General features: G+C 39.9%; 30 protein-coding genes and 4 tRNA genes. 33 read left to right on the top strand and 1 reads right to left on the bottom strand.

Going from position 1 to position 26809, the window contains the following annotated elements:
* Nucleotides 1-9 precede the first annotated feature (9 nt).
* Nucleotides 10-525: an acyl-CoA carboxylase biotin carboxyl carrier protein subunit gene (locus OO013_RS14355; RefSeq protein ID WP_266057601.1), complete on the bottom strand. Its 516-nt coding sequence runs from the start codon at nt 523-525 to the stop codon at nt 10-12.
* A 145-nt stretch (nt 526-670) separates the two neighbouring features.
* Here OO013_RS14355 and OO013_RS14350 point away from each other — a divergent pair, with 145 nt between their 5' ends.
* From OO013_RS14350 to rpsN, 33 genes are all read left to right on the top strand, one after another.
* Nucleotides 671-3223 (top strand): M1 family metallopeptidase, encoded by a 2553-nt coding sequence (locus OO013_RS14350; RefSeq protein WP_266057600.1) that lies wholly within the window; start codon nt 671-673, stop codon nt 3221-3223.
* A gap of 148 nt (nt 3224-3371) precedes the next feature.
* Nucleotides 3372-3454: transfer RNA gene (locus OO013_RS14345), tRNA-Tyr, on the top strand.
* Nucleotides 3455-3522: 68 nt separating this feature from the next.
* Nucleotides 3523-3595: transfer RNA gene (locus tag OO013_RS14340), tRNA-Gly, on the top strand.
* A 20-nt stretch (nt 3596-3615) separates the two neighbouring features.
* Nucleotides 3616-3687 (top strand) — tRNA-Thr (locus OO013_RS14335).
* Nucleotides 3688-3817: 130 nt separating this feature from the next.
* On the top strand, nt 3818-5005 hold the full coding sequence (gene tuf / locus OO013_RS14330; RefSeq protein WP_266057599.1) for an elongation factor Tu: 1188 nt from the start codon (nt 3818-3820) through the stop codon (nt 5003-5005).
* Between the two features lie 105 nt (nt 5006-5110).
* Nucleotides 5111-5186: transfer RNA gene (locus OO013_RS14325), tRNA-Trp, on the top strand.
* 19 nt (nt 5187-5205) lie between these two features.
* The gene (secE, locus tag OO013_RS14320; protein WP_266057598.1) at nt 5206-5400 is read left to right on the top strand and encodes a preprotein translocase subunit SecE; all 195 of its coding nucleotides are present in this window, start codon (nt 5206-5208) and stop codon (nt 5398-5400) included.
* A gap of 20 nt (nt 5401-5420) precedes the next feature.
* Nucleotides 5421-5978: a transcription termination/antitermination protein NusG gene (gene nusG / locus OO013_RS14315; RefSeq protein WP_137089612.1), complete on the top strand. Its 558-nt coding sequence runs from the start codon at nt 5421-5423 to the stop codon at nt 5976-5978.
* A gap of 2 nt (nt 5979-5980) precedes the next feature.
* Nucleotides 5981-6421: a 50S ribosomal protein L11 gene (rplK, locus tag OO013_RS14310; protein WP_137089613.1), complete on the top strand. Its 441-nt coding sequence runs from the start codon at nt 5981-5983 to the stop codon at nt 6419-6421.
* 16 nt (nt 6422-6437) lie between these two features.
* A complete protein-coding gene (gene rplA / locus OO013_RS14305) occupies nt 6438-7136 on the top strand; it encodes a 50S ribosomal protein L1 (protein ID WP_266057597.1) in 699 nt (232 codons plus the stop codon).
* A gap of 2 nt (nt 7137-7138) precedes the next feature.
* Nucleotides 7139-7675 (top strand): 50S ribosomal protein L10, encoded by a 537-nt coding sequence (rplJ, locus tag OO013_RS14300; protein WP_266057596.1) that lies wholly within the window; start codon nt 7139-7141, stop codon nt 7673-7675.
* Between the two features lie 49 nt (nt 7676-7724).
* Nucleotides 7725-8105 (top strand): 50S ribosomal protein L7/L12, encoded by a 381-nt coding sequence (rplL, locus tag OO013_RS14295; RefSeq protein ID WP_266057595.1) that lies wholly within the window; start codon nt 7725-7727, stop codon nt 8103-8105.
* A 148-nt stretch (nt 8106-8253) separates the two neighbouring features.
* On the top strand, nt 8254-12120 hold the full coding sequence (gene rpoB / locus OO013_RS14290) for a DNA-directed RNA polymerase subunit beta (protein WP_266057594.1): 3867 nt from the start codon (nt 8254-8256) through the stop codon (nt 12118-12120).
* A 46-nt stretch (nt 12121-12166) separates the two neighbouring features.
* Nucleotides 12167-16471, top strand: a complete 4305-nt coding sequence (gene rpoC, locus OO013_RS14285; RefSeq protein WP_266057593.1) for a DNA-directed RNA polymerase subunit beta' — start codon at nt 12167-12169, stop codon at nt 16469-16471.
* A gap of 77 nt (nt 16472-16548) precedes the next feature.
* Nucleotides 16549-16872: a DUF3467 domain-containing protein gene (locus OO013_RS14280; protein WP_137089618.1), complete on the top strand. Its 324-nt coding sequence runs from the start codon at nt 16549-16551 to the stop codon at nt 16870-16872.
* Nucleotides 16873-17012: 140 nt separating this feature from the next.
* Nucleotides 17013-17387 carry a 30S ribosomal protein S12 gene (gene rpsL, locus OO013_RS14275; protein ID WP_137089619.1) on the top strand — a complete coding sequence of 125 codons (375 nt, stop codon included), beginning with the start codon at nt 17013-17015 and terminating at the stop codon, nt 17385-17387.
* A 12-nt stretch (nt 17388-17399) separates the two neighbouring features.
* On the top strand, nt 17400-17867 hold the full coding sequence (gene rpsG / locus OO013_RS14270; RefSeq protein WP_266057592.1) for a 30S ribosomal protein S7: 468 nt from the start codon (nt 17400-17402) through the stop codon (nt 17865-17867).
* A 12-nt stretch (nt 17868-17879) separates the two neighbouring features.
* The gene (fusA, locus tag OO013_RS14265; RefSeq protein ID WP_266057591.1) at nt 17880-20033 is read left to right on the top strand and encodes an elongation factor G; all 2154 of its coding nucleotides are present in this window, start codon (nt 17880-17882) and stop codon (nt 20031-20033) included.
* Nucleotides 20034-20044: 11 nt separating this feature from the next.
* Complete coding sequence (gene rpsJ / locus OO013_RS14260) at nt 20045-20350, top strand: 30S ribosomal protein S10 (RefSeq protein ID WP_137089622.1); 306 nt, start codon at nt 20045-20047, stop codon at nt 20348-20350.
* Between the two features lie 183 nt (nt 20351-20533).
* On the top strand, nt 20534-21166 hold the full coding sequence (gene rplC / locus OO013_RS14255) for a 50S ribosomal protein L3 (RefSeq protein ID WP_266057685.1): 633 nt from the start codon (nt 20534-20536) through the stop codon (nt 21164-21166).
* A gap of 4 nt (nt 21167-21170) precedes the next feature.
* Nucleotides 21171-21800, top strand: coding sequence for a 50S ribosomal protein L4 (rplD, locus tag OO013_RS14250; RefSeq protein WP_266057590.1), 630 nt, complete (start codon nt 21171-21173; stop codon nt 21798-21800).
* A 3-nt stretch (nt 21801-21803) separates the two neighbouring features.
* Nucleotides 21804-22091, top strand: coding sequence for a 50S ribosomal protein L23 (rplW, locus tag OO013_RS14245; protein ID WP_266057589.1), 288 nt, complete (start codon nt 21804-21806; stop codon nt 22089-22091).
* A gap of 11 nt (nt 22092-22102) precedes the next feature.
* The gene (rplB, locus tag OO013_RS14240; protein ID WP_266057588.1) at nt 22103-22933 is read left to right on the top strand and encodes a 50S ribosomal protein L2; all 831 of its coding nucleotides are present in this window, start codon (nt 22103-22105) and stop codon (nt 22931-22933) included.
* Nucleotides 22934-22935: 2 nt separating this feature from the next.
* Nucleotides 22936-23214 carry a 30S ribosomal protein S19 gene (rpsS, locus tag OO013_RS14235; RefSeq protein WP_266057587.1) on the top strand — a complete coding sequence of 93 codons (279 nt, stop codon included), beginning with the start codon at nt 22936-22938 and terminating at the stop codon, nt 23212-23214.
* A gap of 11 nt (nt 23215-23225) precedes the next feature.
* Nucleotides 23226-23618 (top strand): 50S ribosomal protein L22, encoded by a 393-nt coding sequence (gene rplV / locus OO013_RS14230; protein WP_266057586.1) that lies wholly within the window; start codon nt 23226-23228, stop codon nt 23616-23618.
* A 2-nt stretch (nt 23619-23620) separates the two neighbouring features.
* Nucleotides 23621-24331: a 30S ribosomal protein S3 gene (gene rpsC / locus OO013_RS14225; protein WP_266057585.1), complete on the top strand. Its 711-nt coding sequence runs from the start codon at nt 23621-23623 to the stop codon at nt 24329-24331.
* A 45-nt stretch (nt 24332-24376) separates the two neighbouring features.
* Nucleotides 24377-24796 carry a 50S ribosomal protein L16 gene (gene rplP / locus OO013_RS14220; protein WP_266057584.1) on the top strand — a complete coding sequence of 140 codons (420 nt, stop codon included), beginning with the start codon at nt 24377-24379 and terminating at the stop codon, nt 24794-24796.
* A gap of 4 nt (nt 24797-24800) precedes the next feature.
* Nucleotides 24801-24995 (top strand): 50S ribosomal protein L29, encoded by a 195-nt coding sequence (gene rpmC, locus OO013_RS14215; RefSeq protein WP_137089630.1) that lies wholly within the window; start codon nt 24801-24803, stop codon nt 24993-24995.
* A gap of 11 nt (nt 24996-25006) precedes the next feature.
* Nucleotides 25007-25264, top strand: coding sequence for a 30S ribosomal protein S17 (rpsQ, locus tag OO013_RS14210; protein WP_266057583.1), 258 nt, complete (start codon nt 25007-25009; stop codon nt 25262-25264).
* Between the two features lie 2 nt (nt 25265-25266).
* Nucleotides 25267-25635 carry a 50S ribosomal protein L14 gene (gene rplN / locus OO013_RS14205; protein ID WP_137089632.1) on the top strand — a complete coding sequence of 123 codons (369 nt, stop codon included), beginning with the start codon at nt 25267-25269 and terminating at the stop codon, nt 25633-25635.
* Between the two features lie 3 nt (nt 25636-25638).
* Nucleotides 25639-25983 carry a 50S ribosomal protein L24 gene (rplX, locus tag OO013_RS14200; RefSeq protein ID WP_137089633.1) on the top strand — a complete coding sequence of 115 codons (345 nt, stop codon included), beginning with the start codon at nt 25639-25641 and terminating at the stop codon, nt 25981-25983.
* Nucleotides 25976-26530, top strand: a complete 555-nt coding sequence (gene rplE, locus OO013_RS14195) for a 50S ribosomal protein L5 (RefSeq protein WP_137089634.1) — start codon at nt 25976-25978, stop codon at nt 26528-26530. The genes rplX and rplE overlap by 8 nt, the downstream gene beginning before the upstream one ends.
* 6 nt (nt 26531-26536) lie before the next feature.
* On the top strand, nt 26537-26806 hold the full coding sequence (gene rpsN, locus OO013_RS14190) for a 30S ribosomal protein S14 (protein ID WP_137089635.1): 270 nt from the start codon (nt 26537-26539) through the stop codon (nt 26804-26806).
* The last annotated feature ends 3 nt before the right edge of the window (nt 26807-26809 follow it).

Here is a 26809-nt window from a genome sequence, read left to right as displayed (position 1 = left end):
ATATCCGCTCTAAAAGCGGATTAATAATTGATTCTTTTCAACTGACTGACCTTCTTTAACTTCGATGCTGGTTATTTCCCCATCACCAGGAGACTTCAAAACATTTTCCATTTTCATTGCCTCCAGAACCATCACCGGGTCACCTTTCTTTATTGTCTGTCCTGGTTTAACTTTTATCTCAAGAATCATTCCAGGCATAGGTGCTTTAATATCAGTTATCTGACTTCCGGCAAGATCAGACATACCCATTTTCTCAAGAAGGATATCCATCTTATCTTTTATTTTTAACCGGCAAACCTTACCATTTATTTTTAAGGTGATGATTTTTTCTTCAGCATCAGTAGCTACATGCTCAAGTTTGAAGCCTTTACCATCTTTAATAACGTGAAAGTGAGAATCGTCAATGCGACTAATGTCCCAGTCGAGAACTTCATTATTAACAAGAATGTTCTCGTCTTCAAAATTAACTGAGATTGATTTATCAGAAACAGATTCTTCGTCGTTAATTAGGTGTGCCTGGTACATAATGCTTTTTCATGCATAATTACGGTTATTCTATCTTTTTTACAAGCATGAAGTAAGCAAATTGCTACCAGACTTTCAAAAATGAAACCAGGAGAACACGTTTTCCGCATTTTTTTTGTAATCTTTGAGAATAAAATAATCAGTTATGTACAAGAAGATATTTTTGTTTGGAGTTCATTCAGCTTTTCTATTTTTAATTTTATCCTGCTCCCAAACAACGCCCCAGACTACTGTTGCCGAAAATGATACACTTGATTCTGCGGCTATTCAGGAAGAGCAACAAGCTAAACTTACTCCGGTGGCCGTTCCATACCACACAGCTAATCCGCTGGTATTTGATATTTTGCATCTTGATCTCGATCTCTCTTTTGATTTTCCAGAGGAAAAAGTTATTGGAAAAGCAATTATCACAGGAACCCCTTACGGTTATCCTATAAACGAAGTAACGCTCGATGCTAAGGGCTTAGAAATTAAAAAGGTGGTAATGCCTGATCGAAATAATAATATTCCGTTGAAATACAGTTATGACTCCCTGGAATTGCTAATAAGTCTTGATAGAACTTATCGTCCTGATGAAATTATTTCTCTGGAAATAGACTATGTGGCTGATCCTGAAGAAAGCCCTATGGCGAATGCCAGCTCTTATCACGATTCACGAGGACTTTATTTTATTAAAGATGAAAACGGGGATGTTATCCAGATATGGACACAAGGCGAACCGGAAAACAATAGCAGGTGGTTTCCAGTAATCGATGCTCCTAACGAAAGATATAAGCAAGAAATAAGCATAACTGTTCCAGCAGACTTCATTACCCTCAGCAACGGATTAATGACTAGTAGTGTAGTTAATGAAGACAGTCTTAAAACAGACACCTGGAAATTAGATAAGGACCATGCAGCATATCTTACTATGATCGCTGCCGGAAAATTTGCTATGGAAGAGGAAACTTATAATGATATCCCTCTGCAATACTATGTTGATCCTAAATACGCAGACAGGGCCAGTGAGATATTTAAATATACTCCTGAGATGATCCACTTTATGGATAGTCTTTTAGATGAACCCTTTCCCTGGTCTAAATATGCTCAAATCGCTGTGAAGGATTTTGTATCAGGAGCAATGGAGAATACTACAGCTTCTGTATTTATGGAAGAAGTCCAGCTAAATGAAAATGAAGCATTAGATGAAGATTATGAAGGCATAATAATTCATGAGTTAAGTCATCAATGGTTTGGAAATCAGTTAACAGCTGAATCCTGGGCCAACATTGCAATGAATGAAGCATTTGCCAATTATTCAGAATTTCTTTGGGCCCAGCACAAACACGGCGAAATGGAAGCAGGGCTGCTAGCTGTTGAGGAGGAAGCAGGATATTTTGAGGAGGCATTGGAAGAAACGCACCCACTGATCAATCATAACTATTATAGTCCGGATGAAATGTTCGATGCACATAGTTATAACAAAGGAGGGCGAATTCTTCACATGCTCAGAATTTATCTTGGAGATGAGATATTTTTTAAAGGATTAAGAAATTACATCGATAAATATAAAGGCGAATCAGTTGAAGCAGCAAATCTCCGTCTGGTAATGGAAGACACAAGCGGAGAAGATCTTAGCTGGTTTTTTAATCAATGGTTTTATAGTGAGGGCCATCCTGAATTAACTATGGCCTATACCCATGAAAATGACACTTTGTATATCGAAATTTATCAGGTCCAATCTGAGGAATTTCCAGTATTTATACTACCTGCCACTATAGATGTATTTTCAAATGGAAAAGGAAGTAGGTACACAGTAACAATTGATAAGCCTTACCAATTACTTGAAATCCCAATGGAAAATAACCCTGATGCGGTGATCTTTGATCCGGAGCACGACCTTCTGGTGGAAATGGCTTATGAAAAACCACTATCAGATTGGATATCCCAATATAAAAATGCTGTTTCTTACAAATCAAAGATGGAAGCATTGGAATATCTTTCAGACTCCCTGTCAAATGAGAAGGTGAACAATTTGTTTCAGGAAGTTTTAAAAGAAGAATTTTGGGCATTTCGTCAATATGGAATAAATGTATGGGCGACGATAGCTGAGGATATTCCTGAAGAAGTGATTGCAAAAATAGCATCCATGGCTATGTCCGACCCAGACTATTATGTTAAGGCCGATGCAATAGCAGCAGTTGGAGGATGGGATTCAGACTCATATCTTTCGGTTATTGAAAAAGGACTTGAGAGTAAATCATTCAGTGTTATAGGAGCATCAATTGAGGCGTTGAGCTTAAGTAATGAGGAGGATAAGCTCCAGAGGCTTGAGCATTATGAAAAGTACGATCAGACTGAAACCGTAATTCCTCTGGCGCTTTATTATCTGGATAGTGGGCATGTTGAAAAAATTTCATGGCTTGAAGAAAAGATTAAAAATATGACCAGGGCAGAAAGGTTTTATGCACTTCAATTATATATGATGTGGCTTCCAAACCTGGACGATTCGTTTGACTTGAATTCAAAAGCAGATTTCCTTTTTGGCATTTTAGAGAACGAAAGATTCATAAATAACAGAACGACTATCTATCTTTTACTAATGATGCTGGAGGATGTGCCAGGAGTGAGAGAAAAGATTGAAAAAAAATTATCAAATGAAAAATATCCGGAAGTCGTTGATAATCTGGAAGCTGTGACGGTGTCACCAGAGGAATAAAATATTGGGACGAGGATTTTTTTTAAATTTTCATCAGGAATGTTTGAAAGATAGAAAATGATATATATTTTTGCACCACCTAAAACAAAACGGAGACACAAAATGTCGGGTTTTAGGTAGGTTAATTGAATATCTGAAACCGATAATTGGGGGAATACCAAAGCGGCCAACTGGGACGGACTGTAAATCCGTTGTCTTATGACTTCGCAGGTTCGAATCCTGCTTCCCCCACAAAAACTCTTGAGAATCTTATTTAAAGCGAGCAATTCATGCTATCTTTAAATGAGGTAGGAGATTAAGCGGGCGTAGCTCAGTTGGTAGAGCGACAGCCTTCCAAGCTGTAGGTCGCGGGTTCGAGCCTCGTCGCCCGCTCAATTTTATTGTCGGTTAAAGCCGATGTAGCTCAGGGGTAGAGCGCTTCCTTGGTAAGGAAGAGGTCACGGGTTCAATTCCCGTCATTGGCTCAACTAGAAAATATAATTGCCGGATTTATCCGGAAATCATAAAATCTTAACCACCTTAAAAAAGTTCTTTTTAAGGTGTTTTTGTCAATTAAGTAAATGAATTTATAACTAAACCGAGGATTATAAGAAAATGGCTAAGGAAACCTTTGATCGTTCGAAACCGCACGTTAATATCGGTACCATCGGTCACGTAGACCACGGTAAGACAACTTTAACTGCGGCTATTTCAAAAGTTTTGGCAGATAAAGGTCTTGCAGAGAGTAGAGACTTCTCTGCCATCGATAACGCACCAGAAGAAAAGGAGCGTGGTATTACTATCAACAGTTCGCATATCGAGTACGCAACTGAGAATCGTCACTATGCACACGTTGACTGTCCAGGTCACGCTGACTATGTGAAAAACATGGTTACTGGTGCTGCTCAGATGGACGGTGCGATCTTAGTTGTAGCTGCAACTGATGGACCAATGCCTCAAACTAGGGAGCACATCCTTCTTGGTCGTCAGGTAGGTGTACCGGCAATTGTTGTATTCTTAAACAAGGTAGACCTTGTTGATGATGAGGAATTACTTGAATTAGTAGAAATGGAAGTTAGAGATCTTCTTTCTTCATATGACTACCCAGGTGATGACACTCCTATTATTGCTGGATCTGCTCTTGGTGCACTTAATGGTGAGCCTAAGTGGGTAGAAAAAGTAGATGAGTTGATGGCTGCTGTGGATGAGTTCATTCCACTTCCAGAAAGACTTATCGACAAAGATTTCTTGATGCCTGTTGAGGACGTATTCTCTATTACTGGTCGTGGTACTGTTGCTACTGGTCGTATTGAGAGAGGTGTAATCAACTCTGGTGATCCTGTTGATATCTTAGGTATGGGAGCAGAAAACCTTAAGTCAACAATTACAGGTGTTGAGATGTTCCGTAAGATCTTAGATAGAGGTGAAGCTGGTGATAACGTTGGTCTATTACTTCGTGGTATTGAGAAGTCTCAAATCAAAAGAGGTATGGTAATCTGTAAGCCAGGTTCTGTAACTCCTCACCACCACTTCAAAGCTGAGGTTTACGTTCTTTCAAAAGAAGAAGGTGGACGTCACACTCCTTTCTTCAACAGATACCGTCCACAGTTCTACTTCAGAACTACAGACGTTACTGGAGAGATTAAACTTCCAGAAGGTGTTGAAATGGTAATGCCAGGTGATAACGTTTCAATTGTAGTTGATTTGATCAGCCCGATTGCAATGGAAAAAGGTCTACGTTTCGCTATCCGTGAAGGTGGTAGAACAGTAGGTTCTGGTCAGGTTACTGAAATCATAGAGTAATTTTGATATAAAATATAAAACGCGTTTCTGATTTTTCGGGAACGCGTTTTGTTTATCAAGAATATTTTTCTATCTTTGCATTCCGTTTTTCGGGGTGTTATATACACGGGTGTAGCTCAATTGGTAGAGTAGTGGTCTCCAAAACCATTGGCTGGGAGTTCGAGTCTCTCCACCCGTGCCAATTTATTAAGATATTATTCATGAATAAGTTAGTATCATATATTAAAGAGTCATACATCGAGTTGACAACTAAAGTTAGCTGGCCAGGATATAGAGAATTGCAAAATAATGCTGTCCTGGTTTTGATAGCCTCTTTAATTTTTGCATTAGTTATCGGTCTTATTGATTCTGGTTTCCAGAACATTACCGATTTTTATTATAATAATATTAAATAATTGACTGTTACGCCGAGGTTATGAGTGAGCATAAATGGTACGTACTGAGAGCTGTAAGTGGTCAGGAGAAGAAGGTGAAAAACTATCTTGAAAACGAGATAGCTCGACAAAAACTTGAAGATCAGGTACCACAAATCCTGATTCCTTCAGAAAAAGTTTATGAAATGCGCAATGGAAAGAAGCGCATCAGAGAAAGATCTTTCTTCCCGGGCTATGTGCTGATTCAGGCTAACCTTTCTCATGGAGAAGTTATGCACACTGTAACCAGCATTCCAGGTGTGATCGGTTTTCTCGGAGCAGGAGGGGGAAATGCTTCCAAAAATCCAGTACCCCTTCGTCAGTCTGAAGTCAACAGAATCTTAGGTAAAGTTGATGAGACAGAAGAATTCGAGGAAAAACTAGATACACCATATATTGTAGGTGAATCTGTTAAAGTAATGGACGGCCCATTCAGCGGATTTACCGGCCACGTAGAGGAGGTTTTTGAAGATCGTAAGAAACTTAATGTTATCGTGAAGATCTTTGGTAGAAACACTCCAGTGGAATTAAACTATATGCAGGTCGAAAAAGTAGAATAGTAATGGCAAAGGAGATTAGTGGTTACCTGAAGTTACAAGTAAGGGGTGGACAAGCCAATCCGTCTCCACCTATCGGTCCGGCTCTTGGTGCCAAGGGTCTCAATATAATGGACTTCTGCAAGCAGTTTAATGCTCGTACACAAGACAAGCAAGGGATGGTTCTACCAGTGGTAGTAACTATTTATTCTGACAAGTCATTCGACTTTGTGATTAAAACTCCTCCTGCTGCGATCTTGTTAAAAGAGGCTGCGAAACTTAAGAAGGGTTCAGCTGAACCTAACCGAGTTAAAGTAGGATCTGTTTCTTGGGATCAGGTTAAAGAGATTGCTGAAACTAAAATGCAGGATTTAAATGCATTTACAGTTGAGTCAGCAATGCGAATGGTTGCAGGGACCGCAAGAAGTATGGGAATAAAGGTTCAGGGAAAAGCTCCTTGGATGTAACTAATCTTAAGGTAACATGGCAAGATTAACAAAAAAACAAAAAGAAGCATTTTCTAAGTTAGATCCTGAAAAAGCTTACGCTATTAGCGAAGCAGCGGCACTAGTGAAAGAAGTAAACTATGCTTCATTCGATGCTTCTGTTGATCTCGATATTCGATTAGGTGTAGACCCACGTAAAGCTGATCAAATGGTCAGAGGTGTCGTAGCTTTACCTCACGGGGTAGGCCGCGATGTTCGCGTGTTGGTTCTTTGTACTCCTGATAAAGAAGAAGAGGCTAAAGAAGCTGGTGCAGACTATGTAGGACTTGACGAGTACATCAAGAAAATCGAAGATGGCTGGACTGACGTAGACGTAATAATAACAATGCCGACTGTAATGCCTAAGATTGGTCGTTTAGGTCGAGTATTGGGTCCACGTGGTTTAATGCCTAACCCAAAAGCGGGTACGGTAACTCTTGACGTAGGAAAAGCTGTACAGGAAGTAAAAGCGGGTAAAATTGACTTTAAAGTTGATAAGTTCGGAATAATTCACACATCTATCGGACGAGTTTCTTTCGATCCGGAAAAAATTCACGAAAACGCTGTGGAATTAATCCAGACAATCGCAAAATTAAAACCTGCTTCAGCTAAAGGTACTTATTTTAAAACGATTTCGATTTCTAGTACGATGAGTCCTGGTATCGAAATTGATAAAAACTCTATAGCAGGATTATAACCATGACTAGAGAAGAAAAAGCACAAGTAATAGAAAGTCTTGTTGAAAAGTTTAACAACAATCCTTTTTTCTACATCGCTGATGCTAGTGGGTTGTCTGTTGGACAAGTAAACGACTTTAGAAGGTTATGCTTTAAAGAAGGTGTTGAATATAAAGTTGTTAAAAACACTTTGATCAAGAAAGCTCTTGATCAGCTTGACAACGACTTTAGCGATTTAGATGTTGCATTAAAAGGTTTCAGTGGAATTATCTTTTCAGCTGAATCTAATAATGCTCCGGCAAAAGTTATTAAAGCCTTCAGAAGCAAGCAAGGTAAACAGATTAAAAGACCTTTATTGAAGGGTGCATCGATCGATTCTGATATCTTTATCGGTGATGAAAACCTTGAAACACTAAGTAATCTTAAATCGAAAAGCGAGCTTATCGGCGAAGTTATTACGTTGCTTCAATCACCAGCTAAAAATGTTATCTCTGCTCTTAGCAGTGGTAGCGACAAACTTGGCGGTATTGTTAAAACGTTACAGGATCGAGAAGCATAATTACAATTATTTAACAATTTTATTAGAAACAATTTAAATCGGGAATAAAATGGCAGATTTGAAAGAATTCGCTGAGCAGTTAGTTAATTTATCTGTAAAAGAAGTAAACGAATTAGCAGAAATCCTTAAGGAAGAGTACGGTATTGAGCCTGCAGCTGCAGCGGCACCAGTAATGGTAGCTGGCGGTGGTGCTGGTGGAGACAGTGCTGAAGAAGAAAAGTCAGAATTTGACGTAATCCTTAAGTCTGCTGGTGGCGCGAAACTTGCTGTAGTGAAACTAGTAAAAGAATTAACTGGTCTTGGGCTTAAAGAAGCTAAAGAACTAGTTGACGGTGCACCTAAGGCTGTGAAAGAAGCTATGCCTAAGGATGAAGCTGAAAGCATGAAAAAACAACTTGAAGAGGCTGGTGCCGAAGTAGAGTTGAAATAATTTGACCGTCTTGGTCAACCCTGTTTAGGCCCTGATATTTTATTGGGGTCTTTTCCTGTTTGTACGAACATACATTGCTGAAGAGCATATGTGTCGGGTTTCAAAGCGAAACCCGGCACCTTTTGTGAAAACTTAAACTCTGATAGTCTTGGCTAATAAGATTCAAACCGAAAGAATTAATTTCTCATCTATAAAGTCAGTAATTGATTACCCTGATTTCTTGGATGTACAATTACAATCTTTCCGCGATTTCTTCCAATTGGATACCCCTGCGGAAAAAAGAAATCACGAAGGTCTCTATAAAGTATTTATGGAGAATTTCCCTATTTCTGACTCAAGAGAAAATTTTGTTCTTGAATTCGTCGACTATACTATCGACCCCCCTAAATATTCTGTACAGGAGTGTATCGATCGTGGTTTGACGTATGCAGTTGCTTTAAAAGCAAAATTACGACTCTCTTGTAACGATGAGGACAATGAAGATTTTGAAACTATTGAGCAGGAAGTTTTCCTTGGAAGCGTTCCGTTAATGACCGCTAAAGGATCTTTCGTGATCAATGGTGCTGAACGTGTAATCGTTTCTCAGTTACACCGTTCTCCTGGTGTTTTCTTTGCTCAAAGTAAACACACAAATGGTACTACTTTGTACTCCGCGAGAATTATTCCTTTTAAAGGATCGTGGATAGAGTTTGCCACTGACGTAAACAACGTCATGTATGCCTATATCGACCGGAAGAAAAAATTCCCGGTCACAACTCTCCTAAGAGCTATCGGCTTCGGATCTGATAAAGATATTCTTGATCTTTTCGACCTATCTGAAGAAGTTGAAGCTACTAAGGCAAACCTTAAAAAAGTTATTGATAGAAAGTTAGCTGCAAGAGTTCTCCGTACCTGGACTGAAGACTTTGTGGATGAAGATACTGGTGAGGTTGTATCAATCGACCGTAACGAAGTAATCCTTGAACGTGACTCTGTTCTAACTTCAGAAGATATAGATTTAATTCTTGATGCAGGTGTTAAATCAATCATCCTGCATAGAAAAGATGCTAACGTAACTGACTACTCTATTATATATAATACCCTTCAAAAGGATAACTCAAATTCTGAGAAGGAAGCAGTAGAACAGATTTACAGACAACTTCGTAATACTGAGGCTCCTGACGAAGCCACTGCAAGAGAGATTATTCAAAACCTTTTCTTTAGTGATAAACGTTATGACCTGGGTGAAGTTGGACGTTACAGAATTAACACAAAGCTTGGTCTTGATCATTCTAAAGATTCAAGAGTATTAACTACTGAGGATATAATCCTAATTGTTAAATATCTGATCGGATTGATCAACAGTAAAGCAGTTGTTGATGATATTGACCACTTAAGTAACAGAAGGGTAAGAACAGTTGGTGAACAACTTTACTCTCAGTTTGGAGTTGGTCTTGCGAGAATGGCTCGTACTATTAAAGAAAGAATGAATGTTAGAGATAACGAAGACTTCAAGCCTGTTGATCTGATCAACGCCAGAACGTTATCTTCAGTGATCAACTCTTTCTTTGGTACTAACCAGTTATCTCAGTTCATGGATCAAACTAACCCATTAGCTGAGGTTACTCATAAAAGAAGAATGTCTGCATTAGGACCTGGAGGTCTTTCTCGAGAAAGAGCTGGTTTCGAGGTTCGTGACGTTCACTATACTCACTACGGTCGTCTTTGTACGATCGAGACTCCTGAAGGTCCAAATATTGGATTGATTTCATCTCTTTGTGTTCACGCGAAAGTGAATAGCATGGGATTCATCGAAACTCCATATAGAAAAGTTCAGGATGGTAAAGTGACAAGTGATGTAGTTTACCTTACTGCTGAAGAAGAAGACAATCATTACATTGCTCAGGCAAACGCACCAATCACTGATAACGGTGATTATGTGAATGACAGAGTAAAGGCCAGATATGAAGGTGACTTCCCGGTAATGGAGCCGCATGAGCTTTCTTACATGGACGTTGCTCCAAACCAGATTGTATCTGTTGCGGCATCAATGATTCCTTTCCTTGAGCATGATGATGCAAACCGTGCGTTGATGGGATCGAACATGCAGCGCCAGGCTGTTCCTTTATTAAGACCAGAAGCTCCTATTGTTGGAACTGGTCTTGAGAAGCGAGTTGCCCTGGATTCAAGAACTCTTGTTGTTGCAGAGGCAGATGGTGAAATAGATTTCGTAGATTCTACGGTTATCAAAGTTCGTTACGACAGATCTGAAAATGAGCGTCTAGTAAGCTTTGATGATGATGTAGTTACTTATAATCTGATTAAATTCAGAAGAACTAACCAGGATACCAGCCTTAACCTTGTGCCAATCGTGAAGAAAGGCGAGAGAGTTGAAAAAGGCCAGGTATTGTGTGATGGTTACGCAACTGATCAGGGTGAGCTTGCTCTTGGTAGAAACATGAAAGTAGCTTTCATGCCATGGCAGGGATATAACTTTGAGGATGCGATCGTTATTTCTGAAAAAGTTGTAAGAGATGATATTTTCACTTCTATTCACATTGATGAATATGAATTAGAAGTTAGAGATACAAAACGTGGTGAAGAAGAATTAACTTCTGAAATTCCTAACGTAAGTGAGGAAGCGGTTAAACATCTTGATGAAAATGGTGTTATCAGAACCGGAGCTGAAGTTAAAGAAGGAGATATTTTGATCGGTAAGATCACTCCAAAAGGAGAAAGTGATCCAACTCCGGAAGAAAAATTACTTCGCGCTATCTTTGGAGATAAGGCTGGTGATGTAAAAGATGCATCTCTACGCGTTCCTCCATCAGTTAAAGGTGTGGTAATTGATACAAAATTATTCTCTCGACCTAAAAAAGATAAGGAATCAAGAGCAAGAGCTAAAAAAGAGGTTCAAACTCTGATGGCTGAGTACTCTAAAAACCTTAGAGGATTGAGAGCTAAAATGATTAATAAGCTTGTATCTCTTCTTGAAGGCAAAACTTCACAGGGTGTTAAACATAAATTTGGGGATGAACTGCTCAGCAAAGGAGTTAAATTCAATCACCAGAATATTGAGAATAACTTATTCCCTGAAAAGAATATATACAGAGACGAATCTGGTTATGCAGTTCCGGAAGAGGTTAACTTGATTGCAGATGTTATCCTTGAAAACTGGACTGATGATGAAAAAACTAATGAGCTACTTGTAACTCTTGTTAAGAATTACTTAAATAGACGTAACGAACTTGCAGGTGAATTTAAGCGTGAGCGATTTACCTTGGAGGTTGGTGACGAGCTTCCTGCTGGAATTGTTAGACTCGCTAAAGTTTATATTGCTAAGAAGCGTAAACTAAAAGTTGGTGATAAAATGGCAGGCCGTCACGGTAACAAAGGTGTTGTAGCCAAAATCGTTAGAGCAGAAGATATGCCATTCCTTGAGGATGGAAGCCCGGTAGATATCGTATTGAACCCACTAGGTGTACCTTCACGTATGAACCTTGGACAGATATACGAAACCGTACTGGGTTGGGCTGGATTAAAATTAGGTCGTAAATATGCTACACCGATCTTTGATGGAGCAACTGCTGATGAAGTTGATGCAGAGCTTAAAGAAGCAGGTCTTCCGCATTTAGGTAGAACACACCTTCATGATGGACTTAGTGGTGAGCGTTTTGACCAGCCTACAACTGTGGGTGTAATTTATATGTTGAAACTGGGCCACCTTGTTGATGACAAGATGCACGCCCGTTCAATTGGACCTTACTCACTTATTACTCAGCAACCACTCGGAGGTAAAGCTCAGTTTGGTGGACAGAGATTTGGTGAGATGGAGGTTTGGGCTCTCGAAGCATTCGGTGCTGCTAATATTCTACAGGAAATCCTGACAATTAAGTCTGATGATGTTGTAGGAAGAGCAAAAGCTTACGAGGCAATTGTAAAAGGAGATAATCTTCCAAGACCGAACATTCCTGAGTCATTCAACGTATTGATTCATGAATTGAGAGGATTGGCTCTAGAAATTACGCTCAAGTAAAAATGTTAAATTAAGGCGATGTGCCTACCTATAGATAAGGAACATTATGGCATTTAGAAAAAACAAAAAAATTAACAATGACTTTTCAACGGTTACGATAAGCCTTGCTTCTCCGGAGTCAATCCTGGAAAGCTCTTTTGGTGAAGTAACCCAGCCGGAAACTATCAATTACAGAACCTACAAGCCAGAGATGGGTGGTTTGTTCTGTGAGAGAATATTTGGTCCGGTAAAAGACTGGGAATGTCATTGCGGTAAATACAAAAGAATCAGATATAAAGGAATTATCTGTGACCGTTGCGGTGTTGAAGTTACTGAAAAGAAAGTTCGACGTGAGCGCATGGGACACATTGAATTGGTAGTTCCTGTAGCACATATCTGGTATTTCCGCTCATTGCCAAATAAAATCGGATACCTTTTGGGTCTTCCGACTAAAAAGCTCGATCAAATTATTTATTACGAGCGCTACGTTGTTGTTCAGCCAGGTTTAAAAGCTGAAGATGGTATCGAACAGATGGACTTCCTGACAGAGGATGAATATCTTGATATCATGGATAAATTACCAAGAGAAAATCAACTCCTAGATGATAATGATCCAAATAAATTCATCGCAAGAATGGGAGCTGAAGGGATCGAGATGCTACTTTCTCGACTTGATCTTGATGATTTATCTTATCAGTTACGCCACCAGGCAGCAACTGATACTTCTCAGCAAAGAAAAGCGGAAGCCCTGAAAAGACTTAAGGTTGTTGAAGCATTCAGAGATGCTAAAACACGAATTGAAAACAGACCTGAGTGGATGATTATCCGTATGGTACCTGTTATTCCACCAGAACTAAGGCCTCTTGTGCCATTAGATGGCGGTCGATTCGCAACCTCTGACCTTAACGACCTTTACAGAAGGGTTATAATTAGAAATAATCGTCTGAAAAGGCTGATTGATATTAAGGCTCCTGAAGTGATTTTACGTAATGAAAAGCGTATGCTTCAGGAAGCAGTTGATTCTCTTTTTGATAACAGCCGTAAGGTAAATGCTGTTCGATCTGATGGAAACAGAGCACTTAAATCTTTAAGTGATATGCTTAAAGGTAAGCAAGGTCGATTCCGTCAGAACTTATTGGGTAAAAGGGTTGACTATTCAGGTCGTTCTGTAATTGTTGTAGGACCTGAACTTAAGCTTCATGAGTGTGGTCTTCCTAAGGATATGGCTGCAGAGTTATTCAAGCCTTTCATTATCCGTAAGCTAATTGAAAGGGGTATAGTAAAAACTGTTAAGTCTGCTAAGAAGATTGTTGATAGAAAAGATCCGGTAGTATGGGATATTCTTGAGAATGTATTGAAAGGACACCCTGTACTTCTTAACCGTGCTCCAACTCTTCACAGACTTGGTATTCAGGCGTTCCAGCCTAAACTTATCGAAGGAAAAGCTATCCAGTTGCATCCTTTGGTTTGTACAGCTTTTAACGCCGACTTCGATGGTGACCAGATGGCTGTTCACGTTCCTCTGGGACACGAGGCTATTCTGGAAGCATCTGTACTGATGTTATCATCGCACAATATTCTTAACCCTGCTAATGGTGCTCCTATCGCAGTACCTTCACAGGATATGGTTCTTGGTCTTTATTACGTTACTAAAGGACGTAAATCTACTGATGATCATCCGGTTGCAGGAGAAGGAATGACTTTCTATGGTGCAGAAGAAGTGATTATCGCTCTTAATGAGAAGAGAATCTCTAAACACGCACATATTAAAGTAAAAGCTAAGGCAAGAAACTCTAAAGGTGAACTGGAAGAGCAATTAATTGAAACTGTTGCCGGTAGAGTTTTATTTAACCAATATGTACCTGAGGAAGTAGGATTTGTTAATGAATTATTAACAAAGAAAAAACTTCAGCAGATTATAGCCAGAGTATTCAATATCGCAGGAATGGCTAAGACAGCACATTTCCTTGATGATATTAAAGAACTGGGATTCCAGATGGCCTACAAAGGCGGTCTTTCAATGGGTCTTGGTGATATTATTATTCCAACAGCGAAAGAAGAATTGGTTGATAAGGCCAAGGAAGAGGTTGATGCAGTTTGGAATAACTACCTGATGGGTCTGATTACTGACAACGAGCGTTATAACCAGGTTATTGATATCTGGACAAGAATTAACTCTCAGTTGACTAATACTTTGATGACCCAACTTGAAGAAGATAATCAGGGATTCAACAGTATTTACATGATGATGCACTCAGGAGCTCGAGGTTCCAGAGAGCAGATCAGACAGTTGGGAGGAATGAGAGGATTGATGGCGAAACCACAGAAAAACCTTAGTGGATCTGTTGGTGCTATTATTGAAAACCCGATTCTTTCTAACTTTAAAGAGGGACTCGATGTAATTGAGTACTTTATTTCAACACACGGTGCTCGTAAAGGTCTGGCCGATACAGCTCTTAAAACAGCTGATGCTGGTTACTTAACACGTCGTCTTGTTGATGTTGCTCAGGATCTTGTTGTTTCAGAAGAAGATTGTGGAACATTAAGAGGACTTGCAGTTTCTGCTTTAAAAGATAACGAAGAAGTAGTTGAATCTTTAGCTGAGCGTATTGCTGGTCGTGTAGCAGTACACGACATCTTCCATCCTGAAACAGATGAATTAATCATGGCTGCAGGAGAGGAGATCACAGATGAGATTGCTGATTATATTGAGGAAGCAGGAGTTGAAGAAGTTGAAATCAGGTCTCTTTTAACTTGTGAAACCAGACAGGGAGGTTGTGCTAAGTGTTATGGTAGAAACCTTGCTACTGGTAACATGGTTCAGAAAGGTGAGGCAGTAGGTGTAATTGCTGCGCAATCTATTGGTGAACCAGGTACTCAGTTAACATTAAGAACTTTCCACGTGGGTGGTACTGCTTCAAACATTGCAGTTGATGCTAAAATCACTGCAAGAAATAGCGGTATTATCGAATTCGAAGGTCTTAGAGCTATCAAGACCAAAGATGAGGAAGGTAAGAATATCGAGATCGTAATGAGTCGAATGACAGAAGTTAAGATCATCGATCCAAAATCGAAAACAATGCTTAGCAGTAATCACGTTCCTTATGGAGCTACATTAACTGTTAAGGAAGGTGAAAAAGTAGAAAAAGGCCAAGAGCTTTGCTACTGGGATCCTTATAACGCTGTTATCTTGTCAGAATTTGATGGTACAATCGAATTCGAAAGTATCGAAGAAGGTATAACCTATAAAGAAGAGTCTGATGAGCAAACAGGACACAGAGAAAAAGTAATTATTGAAACCAGAGATAAGACTAAAAACCCAACGGTTATAGTTAACCCTACAAAAGGTGATTCTAAGGGATATAACATTCCTGTAGGAGCTCACCTTGCAGTAGATGAGGGGCAAACTATCAAGGCTGGTCAGGTACTGGCTAAGATACCTAGAACCGCTGGTAAGTCCAGAGATATTACAGGGGGTCTTCCAAGAGTTACTGAGTTATTTGAGGCTCGTAACCCATCGAACCCTGCAGTAGTTTCTGAAATCGACGGTGTTGTAACTTACGGTAACATCAAACGTGGTAACAGAGAGATCTTCATTGAGTCAAAAGATGGAGTGAAGAAGCGTTACATGGTGCCATTATCTAAACACATTCTTGTTCAGGATGGTGACTTCGTTAAAGCTGGTTATCCGCTTTCTGACGGAGCGATCACACCAAACGATATCCTTTCTATCAAAGGACCAAAAGCTGTACAAGAGTATCTTGTAAATGAGGTACAGGAAGTATACAGACTTCAGGGTGTGAAGATCAATGATAAGCACATTGAAGGTATCGTGAGGCAGATGATGCAGAAAGTAAGAGTAATTGACGCAGGTGACACAAGCTTCCTGGTTAATCAGGTAGTTGATAGATTTGCTTTTGCAGATGAAAACGACACAATGCTAGACAAGAAAGTCGTTACTGATGCAGGCGACAGTAGCACAATGAAGCCAGGTATGATCATCACCGCACGTCAGTTAAGAGATGAGAATTCTATGCTGAAACGAAAGGATATGAAAACTATTCAGGTTAGAGATGCTCAGCCTGCAGTTTCAAAAACAATCCTTCAGGGTATTACTCAGGCATCTCTTGGTACAGAAAGCTTTATTTCTGCAGCTTCCTTCCAGGAAACTACTAAAGTATTGTCAGAAGCCTCTATCTGGGGTAAGAGGGATCAGTTACTCGGACTTAAAGAGAACGTGATCGTAGGACACTTGATTCCAGCAGGAACCGGAATCCGTGACTACGACAATCTGATCGTTGCTCCTAAAGATGAGTACGAAGCAATGCTTGCCGGGAAGAAAGAGCGTAGTGAGAGAGAAGCGGTAAATTAATGACCGCTCTATAAAACATATTTTATCAGGCACCCCGAAAGTTTTTCAGGGTGCCTGTTTATTAATTCCGAAATACAATGGCAGAAGAAAAAGATAAACAAGGACAAAATCAGATTAATATTGAGCTTTCAGAAGAAACAGCTGAGGGTGTTTATGCAAATCTTGCAATGATTGCACATTCGAATAGTGAGTTTGTTATTGATTTTATCCGTTTAATGCCGGGTGTTCCAAAGGCAAAGGTAAAATCACGAGTAGTGATCACGCCCGAGCATGCGAAGCGTCTCCTGAATGCTTTGGCTGACAACATAGAGAAATACGAAAGTACCTATGGGGCAATCAAAAACAGTCAGGAAACACCAAAATTCCCGATGAATTTCGGAGGAACAATGGGAGAAGCATAGGGTTGGAAACAGCTTAAAGCAAGGTTTAAAAAGAAATACTGAAAATTTGGTCAGTATACTTTGGATAATCCGCTGATTTTCCTACCTTTGCAATCCAAAATTTCGATAGGTCTATATTAAAATTAAACACAGAGAGTTAAATGCCTACTATACAGCAATTAGTAAGAAAAGGTAGAAAAAAGTTAACCTCAAAATCAAAATCTCCCGCTTTGGACTCATGTCCACAAAGGAGAGGGGTTTGTACAAGGGTTTACACTACCACTCCAAAAAAACCTAACTCTGCAATGCGTAAAGTGGCAAGAGTAAGGTTGACAAATGGAAAAGAAGTTAACGCATATATCCCAGGTGAAGGACACAACCTGCAAGAGCACTCAATCGTGCTTATTCGCGGTGGTCGTGTAAAGGACCTTCCTGGTGTAAGATATCACATTATCCGTGGTGCGCTTGATACTGCAGGGGTAAACGGACGTTTACAAGGTCGTTCTAAATATGGTGCTAAAAGACCTAAAAAATAATTTTACACAGCAATGAGAAAAGCAAAACCAAAAAAGAGATACATCCTTCCGGATCCTAAATTTCAAGATACATTAGTAACGAAATTCGTTAACTATCTGATGGTTGATGGGAAGAAGTCATTAGCATATGGCATTTTCTATGATGCGATCGATATTGTTAATGAAAAAACTGGTGAAAACGGATTAGAGGTTTGGAAGAAAGCACTTAATAACGTGATGCCTTCTGTCGAGGTAAAAAGTAGAAGAGTGGGTGGTGCTACATTTCAGGTACCAATGGAAGTTAGACCAGAAAGAAAGACTTCATTAGGTATTAAGTGGTTAATCTCCTATTCACGTTCTAGAAATGAGAAAACGATGGTAGAAAGATTAGCTAACGAAATCGTTGCGGCTTCAAAAGGTGAAGGTGCTGCCATCAAGAAAAAGGATGATACTCACCGTATGGCAGAAGCGAATAAAGCTTTTTCACACTTCAGATTCTAATAGGATATTAAAATGGCTAAAAAAGATTTAACCTACCTTCGTAACATCGGTATCATGGCTCACATTGATGCCGGGAAAACGACAACGACTGAAAGAATTCTTTTCTATACCGGTCTTAGTCATAAAATTGGAGAGGTACACGATGGTGCCGCTACAATGGACTGGATGGAACAAGAGCAGGAGCGTGGTATTACAATTACTTCAGCTGCTACAACTACTTTCTGGAAGTACCCTACCAAACAAGGGCAGCCTCTGGATGACACTAAAGAATTCAAAGTAAACATCATCGATACTCCGGGTCACGTTGACTTTACCGTTGAGGTAGAGCGTTCTCTACGTGTTCTTGATGGAGCTGTAGCTCTTTTCTGTGCAGTATCTGGTGTTGAACCTCAGTCTGAAACAGTATGGAGACAAGCTGACAAGTACAGAGTTCCACGAATTTGTTTCGTAAACAAAATGGACCGTGCTGGAGCTGACTTCTTCAATGTTGTTAACGAAATCAAAGACAAATTAGGCGCTAATCCTGTTCCACTTCAAGTACCTATCGGAGCTGAAGATTCATTTAAAGGTGTAGTTGACCTTATTACTAATAAAGCTGTAATCTGGAACGACGAAGATTTCGGAATGACATACGAGGTTGTTGATATTCCTGCTGATATCGAAGATACAGTTATGGAGTGGAGACAAAATCTTGTTGAGGCAGTTGCTGAATATGATGATGCTCTTCTAGAGAAATTCTTTGAAGATCCAGATTCAATTACTGAAGAAGAAATGATGGCTGCAATCCGCAAAGCTGTTATTGACATGTCTATGTCTCCAGTTATGTGTGGTTCAGCATTTAAAAATAAAGGTGTTCAGGCAGTACTTGATGCAGTTTGTGCGTACTTGCCTTCTCCATATGACATGCCTGCTGTAACAGGTGTTAATCCAAATACAGAAAAAGAAGAAACTAGAACTCCGGACAACGAAGAGCCTTTCGCTGCACTAGCATTTAAAATTGCTACTGACCCGTTTGTAGGTCGTCTTGCATTTATGCGTGTATATTCAGGTACTCTTGATGCTGGTTCTTATATATTAAACAACCGTACAGGTAAAAAAGAGCGTATCTCTCGATTAATGCAGATGCACTCTAATAAGCAGAACCCTATCGATAAAGTAGAGGCTGGTGATATCTGTGCTGGTGTAGGTTTCAAAGATATCAAAACAGGTGATTCACTAACTGAAGAAAAGCACCCGCTTATTCTTGAGTCTATGGAATTCCCTGAGCCGGTTATCGGTTACGCGATTGAGCCTAAAACTCAGGCTGATGTTGATAAACTTGGTACTGCAATTGCCAAGCTAGTTGAAGAAGATCCAACTCTACACGTTGAGACTGATCACGAAACTGGTCAGACTGTACTTAGAGGTATGGGCGAACTTCACCTTGAGATCATTATCGATCGTCTGAAAAGAGAGTTTAAAGTTGAGATCAACCAGGGTGCTCCTCAGGTTGCTTACAAAGAATCTGTTACAGGTTATGTTGAGCACAAAGAGGTTTACAAAAAGCAGAGTGGTGGTAAAGGTAAATTCGCTGATATCGTATTCGAATTAGGACCTGCAAAAGACGATGATGAGAAGTTGATCGAAGCTGCAAAAGACGGACTTCAATTTGATAACAAGATCGTTGGTGGTGTTATTCCTAAAGAATTTATCCCTGCGATTGAAAAAGGTTTCAGAGAAGCAATGAAAAACGGTCCGTTGGCTGGCTTCCCTGTAGATAACTTATACGTTAGATTATTCCATGGTTCATTCCATGATGTTGACTCTGACGCTCTATCTTTCGAATTAGCTGCAAGACTTGGTTTTAAAGCTGCTGCTGCAAAAGCTCAACCACAATTACTTGAGCCAATCATGAAAGTTGAGATCGTTACTCCTGAAGAGTTCACTGGTCCTATCACTGGTGACTTGAATAAGAGAAGAGGTATCATGAGAGGAATGGATACTAAAGGAGGAGCTCAGATCATTAAAGGTGATGTTCCTTTATCAGAACTATTCGGATATGTTACTGACCTGAGAACAATTTCTTCAGGTAGAGCGACTGCATCACTAGTGTTCTCACATTACGATGCGGTACCTAAGAACATAGCAGACGAAGTGATTGCTGAAACTAAAGGTACAGCCGTTTAAAAAACAGAATTATGACACAGAAAATAAGAATAAAACTTAAGTCATACGATCATAATCTCGTTGATAAATCATCAGAAAAGATCGTTCGTGCTGTAAAAACTACTGGAGCAGTAGTAAGTGGTCCTATTCCTCTTCCAACAGAGAAGGACATCTTTACAGTTTTACGTTCTCCACACGTAAACAAGAAGTCAAGAGAGCAATTCCAGCTTTGTACTTACAAAAGACTGGTAGATATCTACTCTAACAGTGCAAAAACTGTAGACGCTCTGATGAAGCTTGAACTTCCAAGTGGTGTTGATGTAGAGATTAAAGTTTGATCTTAATACACAGAAATATAAAAGAACCAATCGTTGTATTGGTTCTTTTTTTATTGTCTAAAGTCTGCAATCGGAAATTATTGATAATAAGTTTTTTTTAATCACATTAATTTCTATCTTTGCAGTCCTTTTGCGTGGTGATTCCGCAACTCGTTGTGCAAAAGGGAGTTAAAAATTAAAGAAATGTCAGGAATAATAGGTAGAAAAATCGGAATGACTAGCGTTTACGGTGCCGATGGACGAAACGTCGCATGCACGGTGATAGAGGCTGGTCCTTGTGTGATTACACAAGTGAAGAATGAAGAAACTGACGGCTACAATGCTGTACAATTAGCGTACGGTGAGCGTAAAGAAAAACGTACACCTCAGGCATTGTTAGGTCACTTTAAAAAAGCTGATACAACACCAAAATCCAAGGTAGTGGAATTCAGAGATTTCCGTCTTGAATTTGAAGGTGGTATTGAGCTTGGAAAAGAAGTCAGTGTACAGGACGTCTTTGAGGAAGGTGACTTCCTTGATGTAAAAGGCGTAAGCAAAGGTAAAGGTTTTCAAGGTGTAGTTAAGCGTCATGGATTTGGTGGTGTAGGCCAGGCAACTCATGGTCAGCACAACAGATTAAGAGCACCTGGATCAATTGGTGCAGCATCGTATCCGGCGAGAGTATTCAAAGGAATGAAGATGGCTGGACAGACCGGAAACAAATCAGTTAAGGTAACGAACTTAAAAGTTATGAAGATTCTTGCTGATGAGAATCTTATCCTAGTTAGTGGTTCGGTACCCGGTGCAAAAAATTCATACTTAATTCTAGAGAAGTAAGATCATGGAAATAACAGTATTATCAAGAACCGGAGAGGATACGGGTAGAAAGGTTAAGTTAGCTGATTCAGTTTTTGGAATTGAACCAAATGATCACGCGATATATCTTGATGTGAAACAATACCTGGCTAATCAACGACAGGGTACTCACAAGTCAAAAGAACGTGCTGAGATCACCGGATCTACCAGAAAGATAAAGAAACAGAAAGGTACAGGTACTGCTCGTGCAGGAAGTATTAAATCTCCAATTTTCAAAGGTGGTGGACGTGTATTTGGTCCTCAGCCAAGAAACTACGGATTTAAGCTTAATAAAAAAGTTAAGCAATTAGCACGAAAAAGTGCTTTAGCATATAAAGCAAAAGATTCAGCAATTACAGTTTTAGATGGTGTTTCATTTGATGCACCAAAAACTAAAGAGTATTTGTCAATGCTTAATGCATTGTCTCTTGCTGACAAAAAGACGTTACTTGTTGTTGATTCTGCAGATAAGAATTTATTGTTATCAAGCAGAAACATCAAAAAGACAGACGTAATCACGTGCGATGAATTGAGCACGTATAAAGTGATTAATGCTGATACGCTGATATTAAGCGAAAGCAGTGTGGAACAATTGGAAAAACTTTTTAATAAGTAAGCCATGAGCGTACTGATTAAACCTATAGTGACCGAAAAGGTCTCGGAGATGAACGAAAAGGGCAAGTATGGCTTCGTAGTAAGTCGAAAAGCCAATAAGCTGCAAATAAAAAAGGCTGTTGAACAAGCCTACGGCGTATCTGTAGAAGCCGTTAACACAATAAACGTACTAGGTAAGAAGAAGACGAGATATACTAAATCTCAAATCCTTACCGGAAGAAAGCCTTCATACAAGAAAGCAATTGTTACTGTTGCAGAAGGCGAAGTAATAGATTTTTACAGTGGTATATAATCAACTGAGAAATGGCAGTTAAAAAATTAAGACCGGTAACTCCGGGACAACGATACAGATTAGCTCCTGTTTACAGTGGAATCAGCAAGGATGCTCCAGAGAAGTCATTGCTTGTTGGTAAAACTAAATCAGGTGGCCGTAACAACCAGGGACGTATGACAATGCGTTACATTGGTGGCGGACATAAGCAGAAATACAGAATAATCGATTTCAAAAGAGATAAAAGAGATATCCCGGCAACGGTAAAAAGTATCCAGTACGATCCGAATCGTACAGCTTTCATCGCGTTGTTGTTCTATGCAGACGGAGAGAAGAGATATATTCTTGCTCCTGAAGGATTACAGGAAGGACAACAGATCATCGCAGGGCAGGATGCTGCTCCTGAGCTAGGAAACGCTTTACCATTAGCGAAAATTCCTTTAGGCACAATTCTTCACAATGTAGAATTGCAACCAGGAAACGGAGCTGCTATGGTAAGAAGTGCAGGATCTTATGCTCAGCTTTTGGCTCGTGAAGGTAATTATGCTACAATAAAGCTTCCTTCAGGTGAAACAAGAAGAGTATTAACCAGATGTTATGCTACAGTTGGTGCGGTAAGTAATTCTGACCACATGAACGTAAAGCTTGGTAAAGCTGGTAGAAACAGATGGTTGGGACGACGTCCACGAGTACGTGGTGTTGTAATGAACCCTGTTGATCACCCAATGGGTGGTGGTGAAGGACGTGCATCAGGAGGACATCCTAGATCAAGAAACGGACTTTACACTAAAGGGTTAAAAACTCGTAAACCAAAGAAATACTCTGACAGATTAATCATCAGTAGAAGGAAGAAGAAGAAATAATTATGGCTAGATCATTAAAAAAAGGACCATATATTGATTTCAGGCTCGAGAAGAAAGTCGACGCCATGAATGAAAGCGGAAAAAAATCAGTGATCAAGACCTGGTCGAGAAGATCAATGATTTCGCCGGAATTTGTAGGATTTACATTCGCGGTCCACAACGGAAATAAATTTATCCCTGTTTATGTTACAGAAAACATGGTAGGGCATAAGTTAGGAGAATTTGCCCCAACACGTACCTACAGAGGGCATGTGAACAAAAAGGATAAAGGCAAACGTTAAGCGCTAAAAAGATGGAAGCAATAGCAAAATTAAACAATGTGCCTACTTCACCTCGCAAGATGCGTCTTGTAGCGGATATGATCCGTGGAGAAAGAGTGAACAGGGCCTTGAATATATTAAAGTTTGATTCCAAGCATGGTTCTGCCAGGCTGGAAAAATTGTTACTTTCTGCTATCGCCAATTGGCAGCAAAAGAATGAAGATGCCGATTTGGAGGAAGCTGACTTGTACGTTAAAACAATCTTTGTAGATAGTGGTCGCATGCTTAAGCGACTTCGTCCGGCACCTCAGGGCCGAGCACACCGAATCAGAAAGCGTTCAAACCATGTTACAATCGTGGTTGATAGCCTTCAAGCGGTAGATCATACAGCAGAAAATAATCAGGAACAAGATAACAACGAATAGGAATGGGACAAAAAGTAAATCCTATAGGTCTTAGACTGGGAATAATCAAAGGTTGGGATTCTGCCTGGTTCGGAGGTAAGGACTTCAGCGATAAGCTGGTAGAAGACCACAAGATAAGACAATATGTAGAAGCAAGGATACCTAAAGGTGGTATCTCAAAAATAGTTATAGAACGCACCCTTAAGCGTATCACTCTTACCATTCACACTGCCCGCCCCGGAGTCGTTATCGGGAAAGGTGGCTCGGAAGTAGATCGTATCAAAGAAGAGCTTAAAAAGTTAACTGGTAAGGACGTTCAAATTAACATCTTTGAAATTAAGCGCCCGGAGTTAGATGCCAAACTCGTAGGCGATAGCATTGCGCAGCAGCTTAAAGCTCGTATCTCTTATAGAAGAGCGATGAAGCAAGCCATCTCATCAGCAATGAGAGTTGGAGCGCAAGGTATTAAGATCAAAGTTAGCGGACGTTTAGGTGGCGCTGAAATGGCTCGAACTGAGCAATATAAAGAAGGTCGAATTCCTTTGCATACCCTACGTGCAGATATCGACTATCATGTGTCTGAAGCTGATACTGTTTATGGTATAATCGGTATCAAAGTTTGGATCTTTAAAGGTGAAGTGTTCGGCAAGCGCGATTTATCGCCTAACGTTGGAGGCGGTTCGAATCAAGGTAACAGCGGCGGCGGAAGAAAACGTCAACGCAGAAAGCGCTAACCGACGCAGGTTTAAAAGATTGCTGAACGTTAACAAAATTTAGAAATGTTACAACCTAAAAGAACAAAATTCAGAAAGCAGCAGAAGGGTAGAGTTAAAGGGATAGCTCAAAGAGGTTATACCATTTCATTCGGTTCTTTCGCGATCAAATCGTTAGAACCAGGATGGATTACTGCTCGCCAGATAGAGGCTGCTCGTATCGCCATGACCCGTGCAATGAAACGTCAGGGTCAGGTATGGATCCGTATCTTTCCAGATAAGCCCATCACTAAGAAACCTGCAGAGGTTCGTATGGGTAAAGGTAAAGGTGCACCGGAATATTGGGTGGCTACTGTAAAGCCGGGTACAATCTTATTTGAAGCCGGAGGTGTGCCACGTGCATTAGCTCAGGAAGCAATGAGATTAGCTCAGCAAAAGCTACCTATCAGTACAAAATTTGTTGTAAGAAGAGACTATACTGAATAAGGGTATGAAAACGAGTGAAATTAAATCTCTGACAGCCGAAGAGCTAGAAGCTCGCATAAACGAGGAAACTGAAGCACTAAGCAAATTGAAGTTTGCACACGAGATCTCTCCGATTGAGAATCCGATGAAGATCCGTGAGTCGCGCAGGTTAATAGCTCGTCTTAAAACAGAACTAAGAGCAAAAGAAATTGCTAAATAAGAAAAAAGGCAATGGAGAATCGAAAATTAAGAAAAGAACGAATAGGTAAAGTTGTCAGCAATAAAATGCAAAAGACAATTACCATTTCTGTTGATCGAAAAGAAAAACATCCTATCTACGGTAAATTCGTTGGTAAGACCAGCAAATTCACTGCGCACGATGAAAATGAAGAGTGCGGAATAGGAGATACAGTAAGAATCATGGAAACTCGACCTTTGTCTAAAAACAAAAGGTGGAGATTAGTAGAAATCTTAGAGAGAGCGAAGTAATCATGATACAGCAAGAGTCTAGACTTAACGTTGCAGATAACAGTGGTGCCAAAGAGGTGCTTTGTATAAGAGTACTTGGAGGAACCGGAAAGCGATACGCTTCTGTCGGTGACAAGATCATCGTAACAGTAAAATCTGCATTATCATCAAGCAACCTGAAGAAAGGTACAGTTTCAAGAGCTGTTGTTGTTCGTACGAAGAAAGAAGTTCGTCGTAAAGACGGGTCTTATATTCGCTTTGAAGACAACGCCGCTGTGCTGCTGAATAACAATGACGAGCCTAGAGGAACCCGTATTTTCGGGCCTGTTGCACGTGAACTTCGTGAAAGGCAATTCATGAAAATTGTTTCCTTAGCTCCTGAAGTACTTTAAGTTATGAAGAACGCACACAAAACAAATAAATTCCACATCCGTAAGGGTGATACCGTAAAAGTGATTGCTGGAAATCAAAACGGTAAAACAGGACAAGTTCTTGAGGTGATCCCTTCAACTTACCGCGCTATCGTAGAAGGCGTAAACATGGTAACTAAACATGTTAAACCTTCGGCTACTAAGCCAGAGGGTGGTATCGAGAAGGTTGAAGCACCTATTCATATGAGCAACCTGATGTTGGTTGATCCCGCAACTGGCGAACCTACAAGAGTAGGACGTAAAGTTGATGAAAACGGTAAACTACAACGTTATTCAAAAAAAACCGGAGAGGTAATTAAAAATGGCTAATCCAAGATTAAAAGATAAATACCTAAGCGAGATTGCACCTGCACTGAAAGAAAAATTTCAGTACAAGTCTGTAATGCAGGTGCCTAAGATCACCAAGATTTGTATCAACAAAGGTATTGGTGCAGCAGTTGCCGATAAAAAGTTGGTAGATGTTGGTGTTGAGGAATTAACTGCAATCACAGGTCAGAAAGCCGTAGTTACCCTTGCGAAAAACTCTGTCTCAAACTTTAAGTTAAGAGAAGGAATGCCTATCGGAGCTAAAGTTACTTTGAGAGGAGAACGCATGTACGAATTCCTTGATAGATTATTAAATATCGCACTTCCACGTGTAAGAGACTTCCGTGGTGTAAGTGACAAAGGATTCGATGGCAGAGGTAATTACACACTGGGTGTGAAAGAGCAGATTATTTTCCCTGAAATCAGTATCGATCAGGTTAAGAAAATAAACGGTATGGATATAACGTTTGTAACCACTGCCGATACAGATGAAGAGTGTTTTGAATTGTTGAAAGCGCTGGGAATGCCTTTCGTAAACAAAAACAAATAAGAAATTATGGCAAGAGAAGCATTAAAAGCCCGAGAAAGAAAGCGTGAGCGTTTAGTAGCCAAGTATGCGAAGAAGCGTGCTGAATTAAAAGCTGCTGGCGATTACGAAGGTCTTGATAAACTTCCAAGAAATGCCTCACCGGTTAGACTACACAACAGATGTAAATTAACTGGTCGTCCTAAAGGTTATATGAGAAAATTTGGAATCTCAAGGGTAACTTTTAGAGAAATGGCACTAGACGGAAAAATTCCGGGTGTTAAAAAAGCAAGCTGGTAATTA

Origin of the sequence: Mangrovivirga halotolerans, assembly GCF_026241165.1 — a bacterium.
Taxonomy (GTDB): Bacteria; Bacteroidota; Bacteroidia; order Cytophagales; family Cyclobacteriaceae; genus Mangrovivirga; species Mangrovivirga halotolerans.
This window is presented reverse-complemented; position numbering and strand designations above follow the sequence as displayed.

Excerpts from the sequence above, each read along its gene's own strand:
- OO013_RS14355 (WP_266057601.1), bottom strand. The coding sequence starts at position 525 with ATGTACCAGGCACACCTAATTAACGACGAAGAATCTGTTTCTGATAAA.
- OO013_RS14350 (WP_266057600.1), top strand. The coding sequence starts at position 671 with ATGTACAAGAAGATATTTTTGTTTGGAGTTCATTCAGCTTTTCTATTT.
- tuf (WP_266057599.1), top strand. The coding sequence starts at position 3,818 with ATGGCTAAGGAAACCTTTGATCGTTCGAAACCGCACGTTAATATCGGT.
- secE (WP_266057598.1), top strand. The coding sequence starts at position 5,206 with ATGAATAAGTTAGTATCATATATTAAAGAGTCATACATCGAGTTGACA.
- nusG (WP_137089612.1), top strand. The coding sequence starts at position 5,421 with ATGAGTGAGCATAAATGGTACGTACTGAGAGCTGTAAGTGGTCAGGAG.
- rplK (WP_137089613.1), top strand. The coding sequence starts at position 5,981 with ATGGCAAAGGAGATTAGTGGTTACCTGAAGTTACAAGTAAGGGGTGGA.
- rplA (WP_266057597.1), top strand. The coding sequence starts at position 6,438 with ATGGCAAGATTAACAAAAAAACAAAAAGAAGCATTTTCTAAGTTAGAT.
- rplJ (WP_266057596.1), top strand. The coding sequence starts at position 7,139 with ATGACTAGAGAAGAAAAAGCACAAGTAATAGAAAGTCTTGTTGAAAAG.
- rplL (WP_266057595.1), top strand. The coding sequence starts at position 7,725 with ATGGCAGATTTGAAAGAATTCGCTGAGCAGTTAGTTAATTTATCTGTA.
- rpoC (WP_266057593.1), top strand. The coding sequence starts at position 12,167 with ATGGCATTTAGAAAAAACAAAAAAATTAACAATGACTTTTCAACGGTT.
- OO013_RS14280 (WP_137089618.1), top strand. The coding sequence starts at position 16,549 with ATGGCAGAAGAAAAAGATAAACAAGGACAAAATCAGATTAATATTGAG.
- rpsL (WP_137089619.1), top strand. The coding sequence starts at position 17,013 with ATGCCTACTATACAGCAATTAGTAAGAAAAGGTAGAAAAAAGTTAACC.
- rpsG (WP_266057592.1), top strand. The coding sequence starts at position 17,400 with ATGAGAAAAGCAAAACCAAAAAAGAGATACATCCTTCCGGATCCTAAA.
- fusA (WP_266057591.1), top strand. The coding sequence starts at position 17,880 with ATGGCTAAAAAAGATTTAACCTACCTTCGTAACATCGGTATCATGGCT.
- rpsJ (WP_137089622.1), top strand. The coding sequence starts at position 20,045 with ATGACACAGAAAATAAGAATAAAACTTAAGTCATACGATCATAATCTC.
- rplC (WP_266057685.1), top strand. The coding sequence starts at position 20,534 with ATGTCAGGAATAATAGGTAGAAAAATCGGAATGACTAGCGTTTACGGT.
- rplD (WP_266057590.1), top strand. The coding sequence starts at position 21,171 with ATGGAAATAACAGTATTATCAAGAACCGGAGAGGATACGGGTAGAAAG.
- rplW (WP_266057589.1), top strand. The coding sequence starts at position 21,804 with ATGAGCGTACTGATTAAACCTATAGTGACCGAAAAGGTCTCGGAGATG.
- rplB (WP_266057588.1), top strand. The coding sequence starts at position 22,103 with ATGGCAGTTAAAAAATTAAGACCGGTAACTCCGGGACAACGATACAGA.
- rpsS (WP_266057587.1), top strand. The coding sequence starts at position 22,936 with ATGGCTAGATCATTAAAAAAAGGACCATATATTGATTTCAGGCTCGAG.
- rplV (WP_266057586.1), top strand. The coding sequence starts at position 23,226 with ATGGAAGCAATAGCAAAATTAAACAATGTGCCTACTTCACCTCGCAAG.
- rpsC (WP_266057585.1), top strand. The coding sequence starts at position 23,621 with ATGGGACAAAAAGTAAATCCTATAGGTCTTAGACTGGGAATAATCAAA.
- rplP (WP_266057584.1), top strand. The coding sequence starts at position 24,377 with ATGTTACAACCTAAAAGAACAAAATTCAGAAAGCAGCAGAAGGGTAGA.
- rpmC (WP_137089630.1), top strand. The coding sequence starts at position 24,801 with ATGAAAACGAGTGAAATTAAATCTCTGACAGCCGAAGAGCTAGAAGCT.
- rpsQ (WP_266057583.1), top strand. The coding sequence starts at position 25,007 with ATGGAGAATCGAAAATTAAGAAAAGAACGAATAGGTAAAGTTGTCAGC.
- rplN (WP_137089632.1), top strand. The coding sequence starts at position 25,267 with ATGATACAGCAAGAGTCTAGACTTAACGTTGCAGATAACAGTGGTGCC.
- rplX (WP_137089633.1), top strand. The coding sequence starts at position 25,639 with ATGAAGAACGCACACAAAACAAATAAATTCCACATCCGTAAGGGTGAT.
- rplE (WP_137089634.1), top strand. The coding sequence starts at position 25,976 with ATGGCTAATCCAAGATTAAAAGATAAATACCTAAGCGAGATTGCACCT.
- rpsN (WP_137089635.1), top strand. The coding sequence starts at position 26,537 with ATGGCAAGAGAAGCATTAAAAGCCCGAGAAAGAAAGCGTGAGCGTTTA.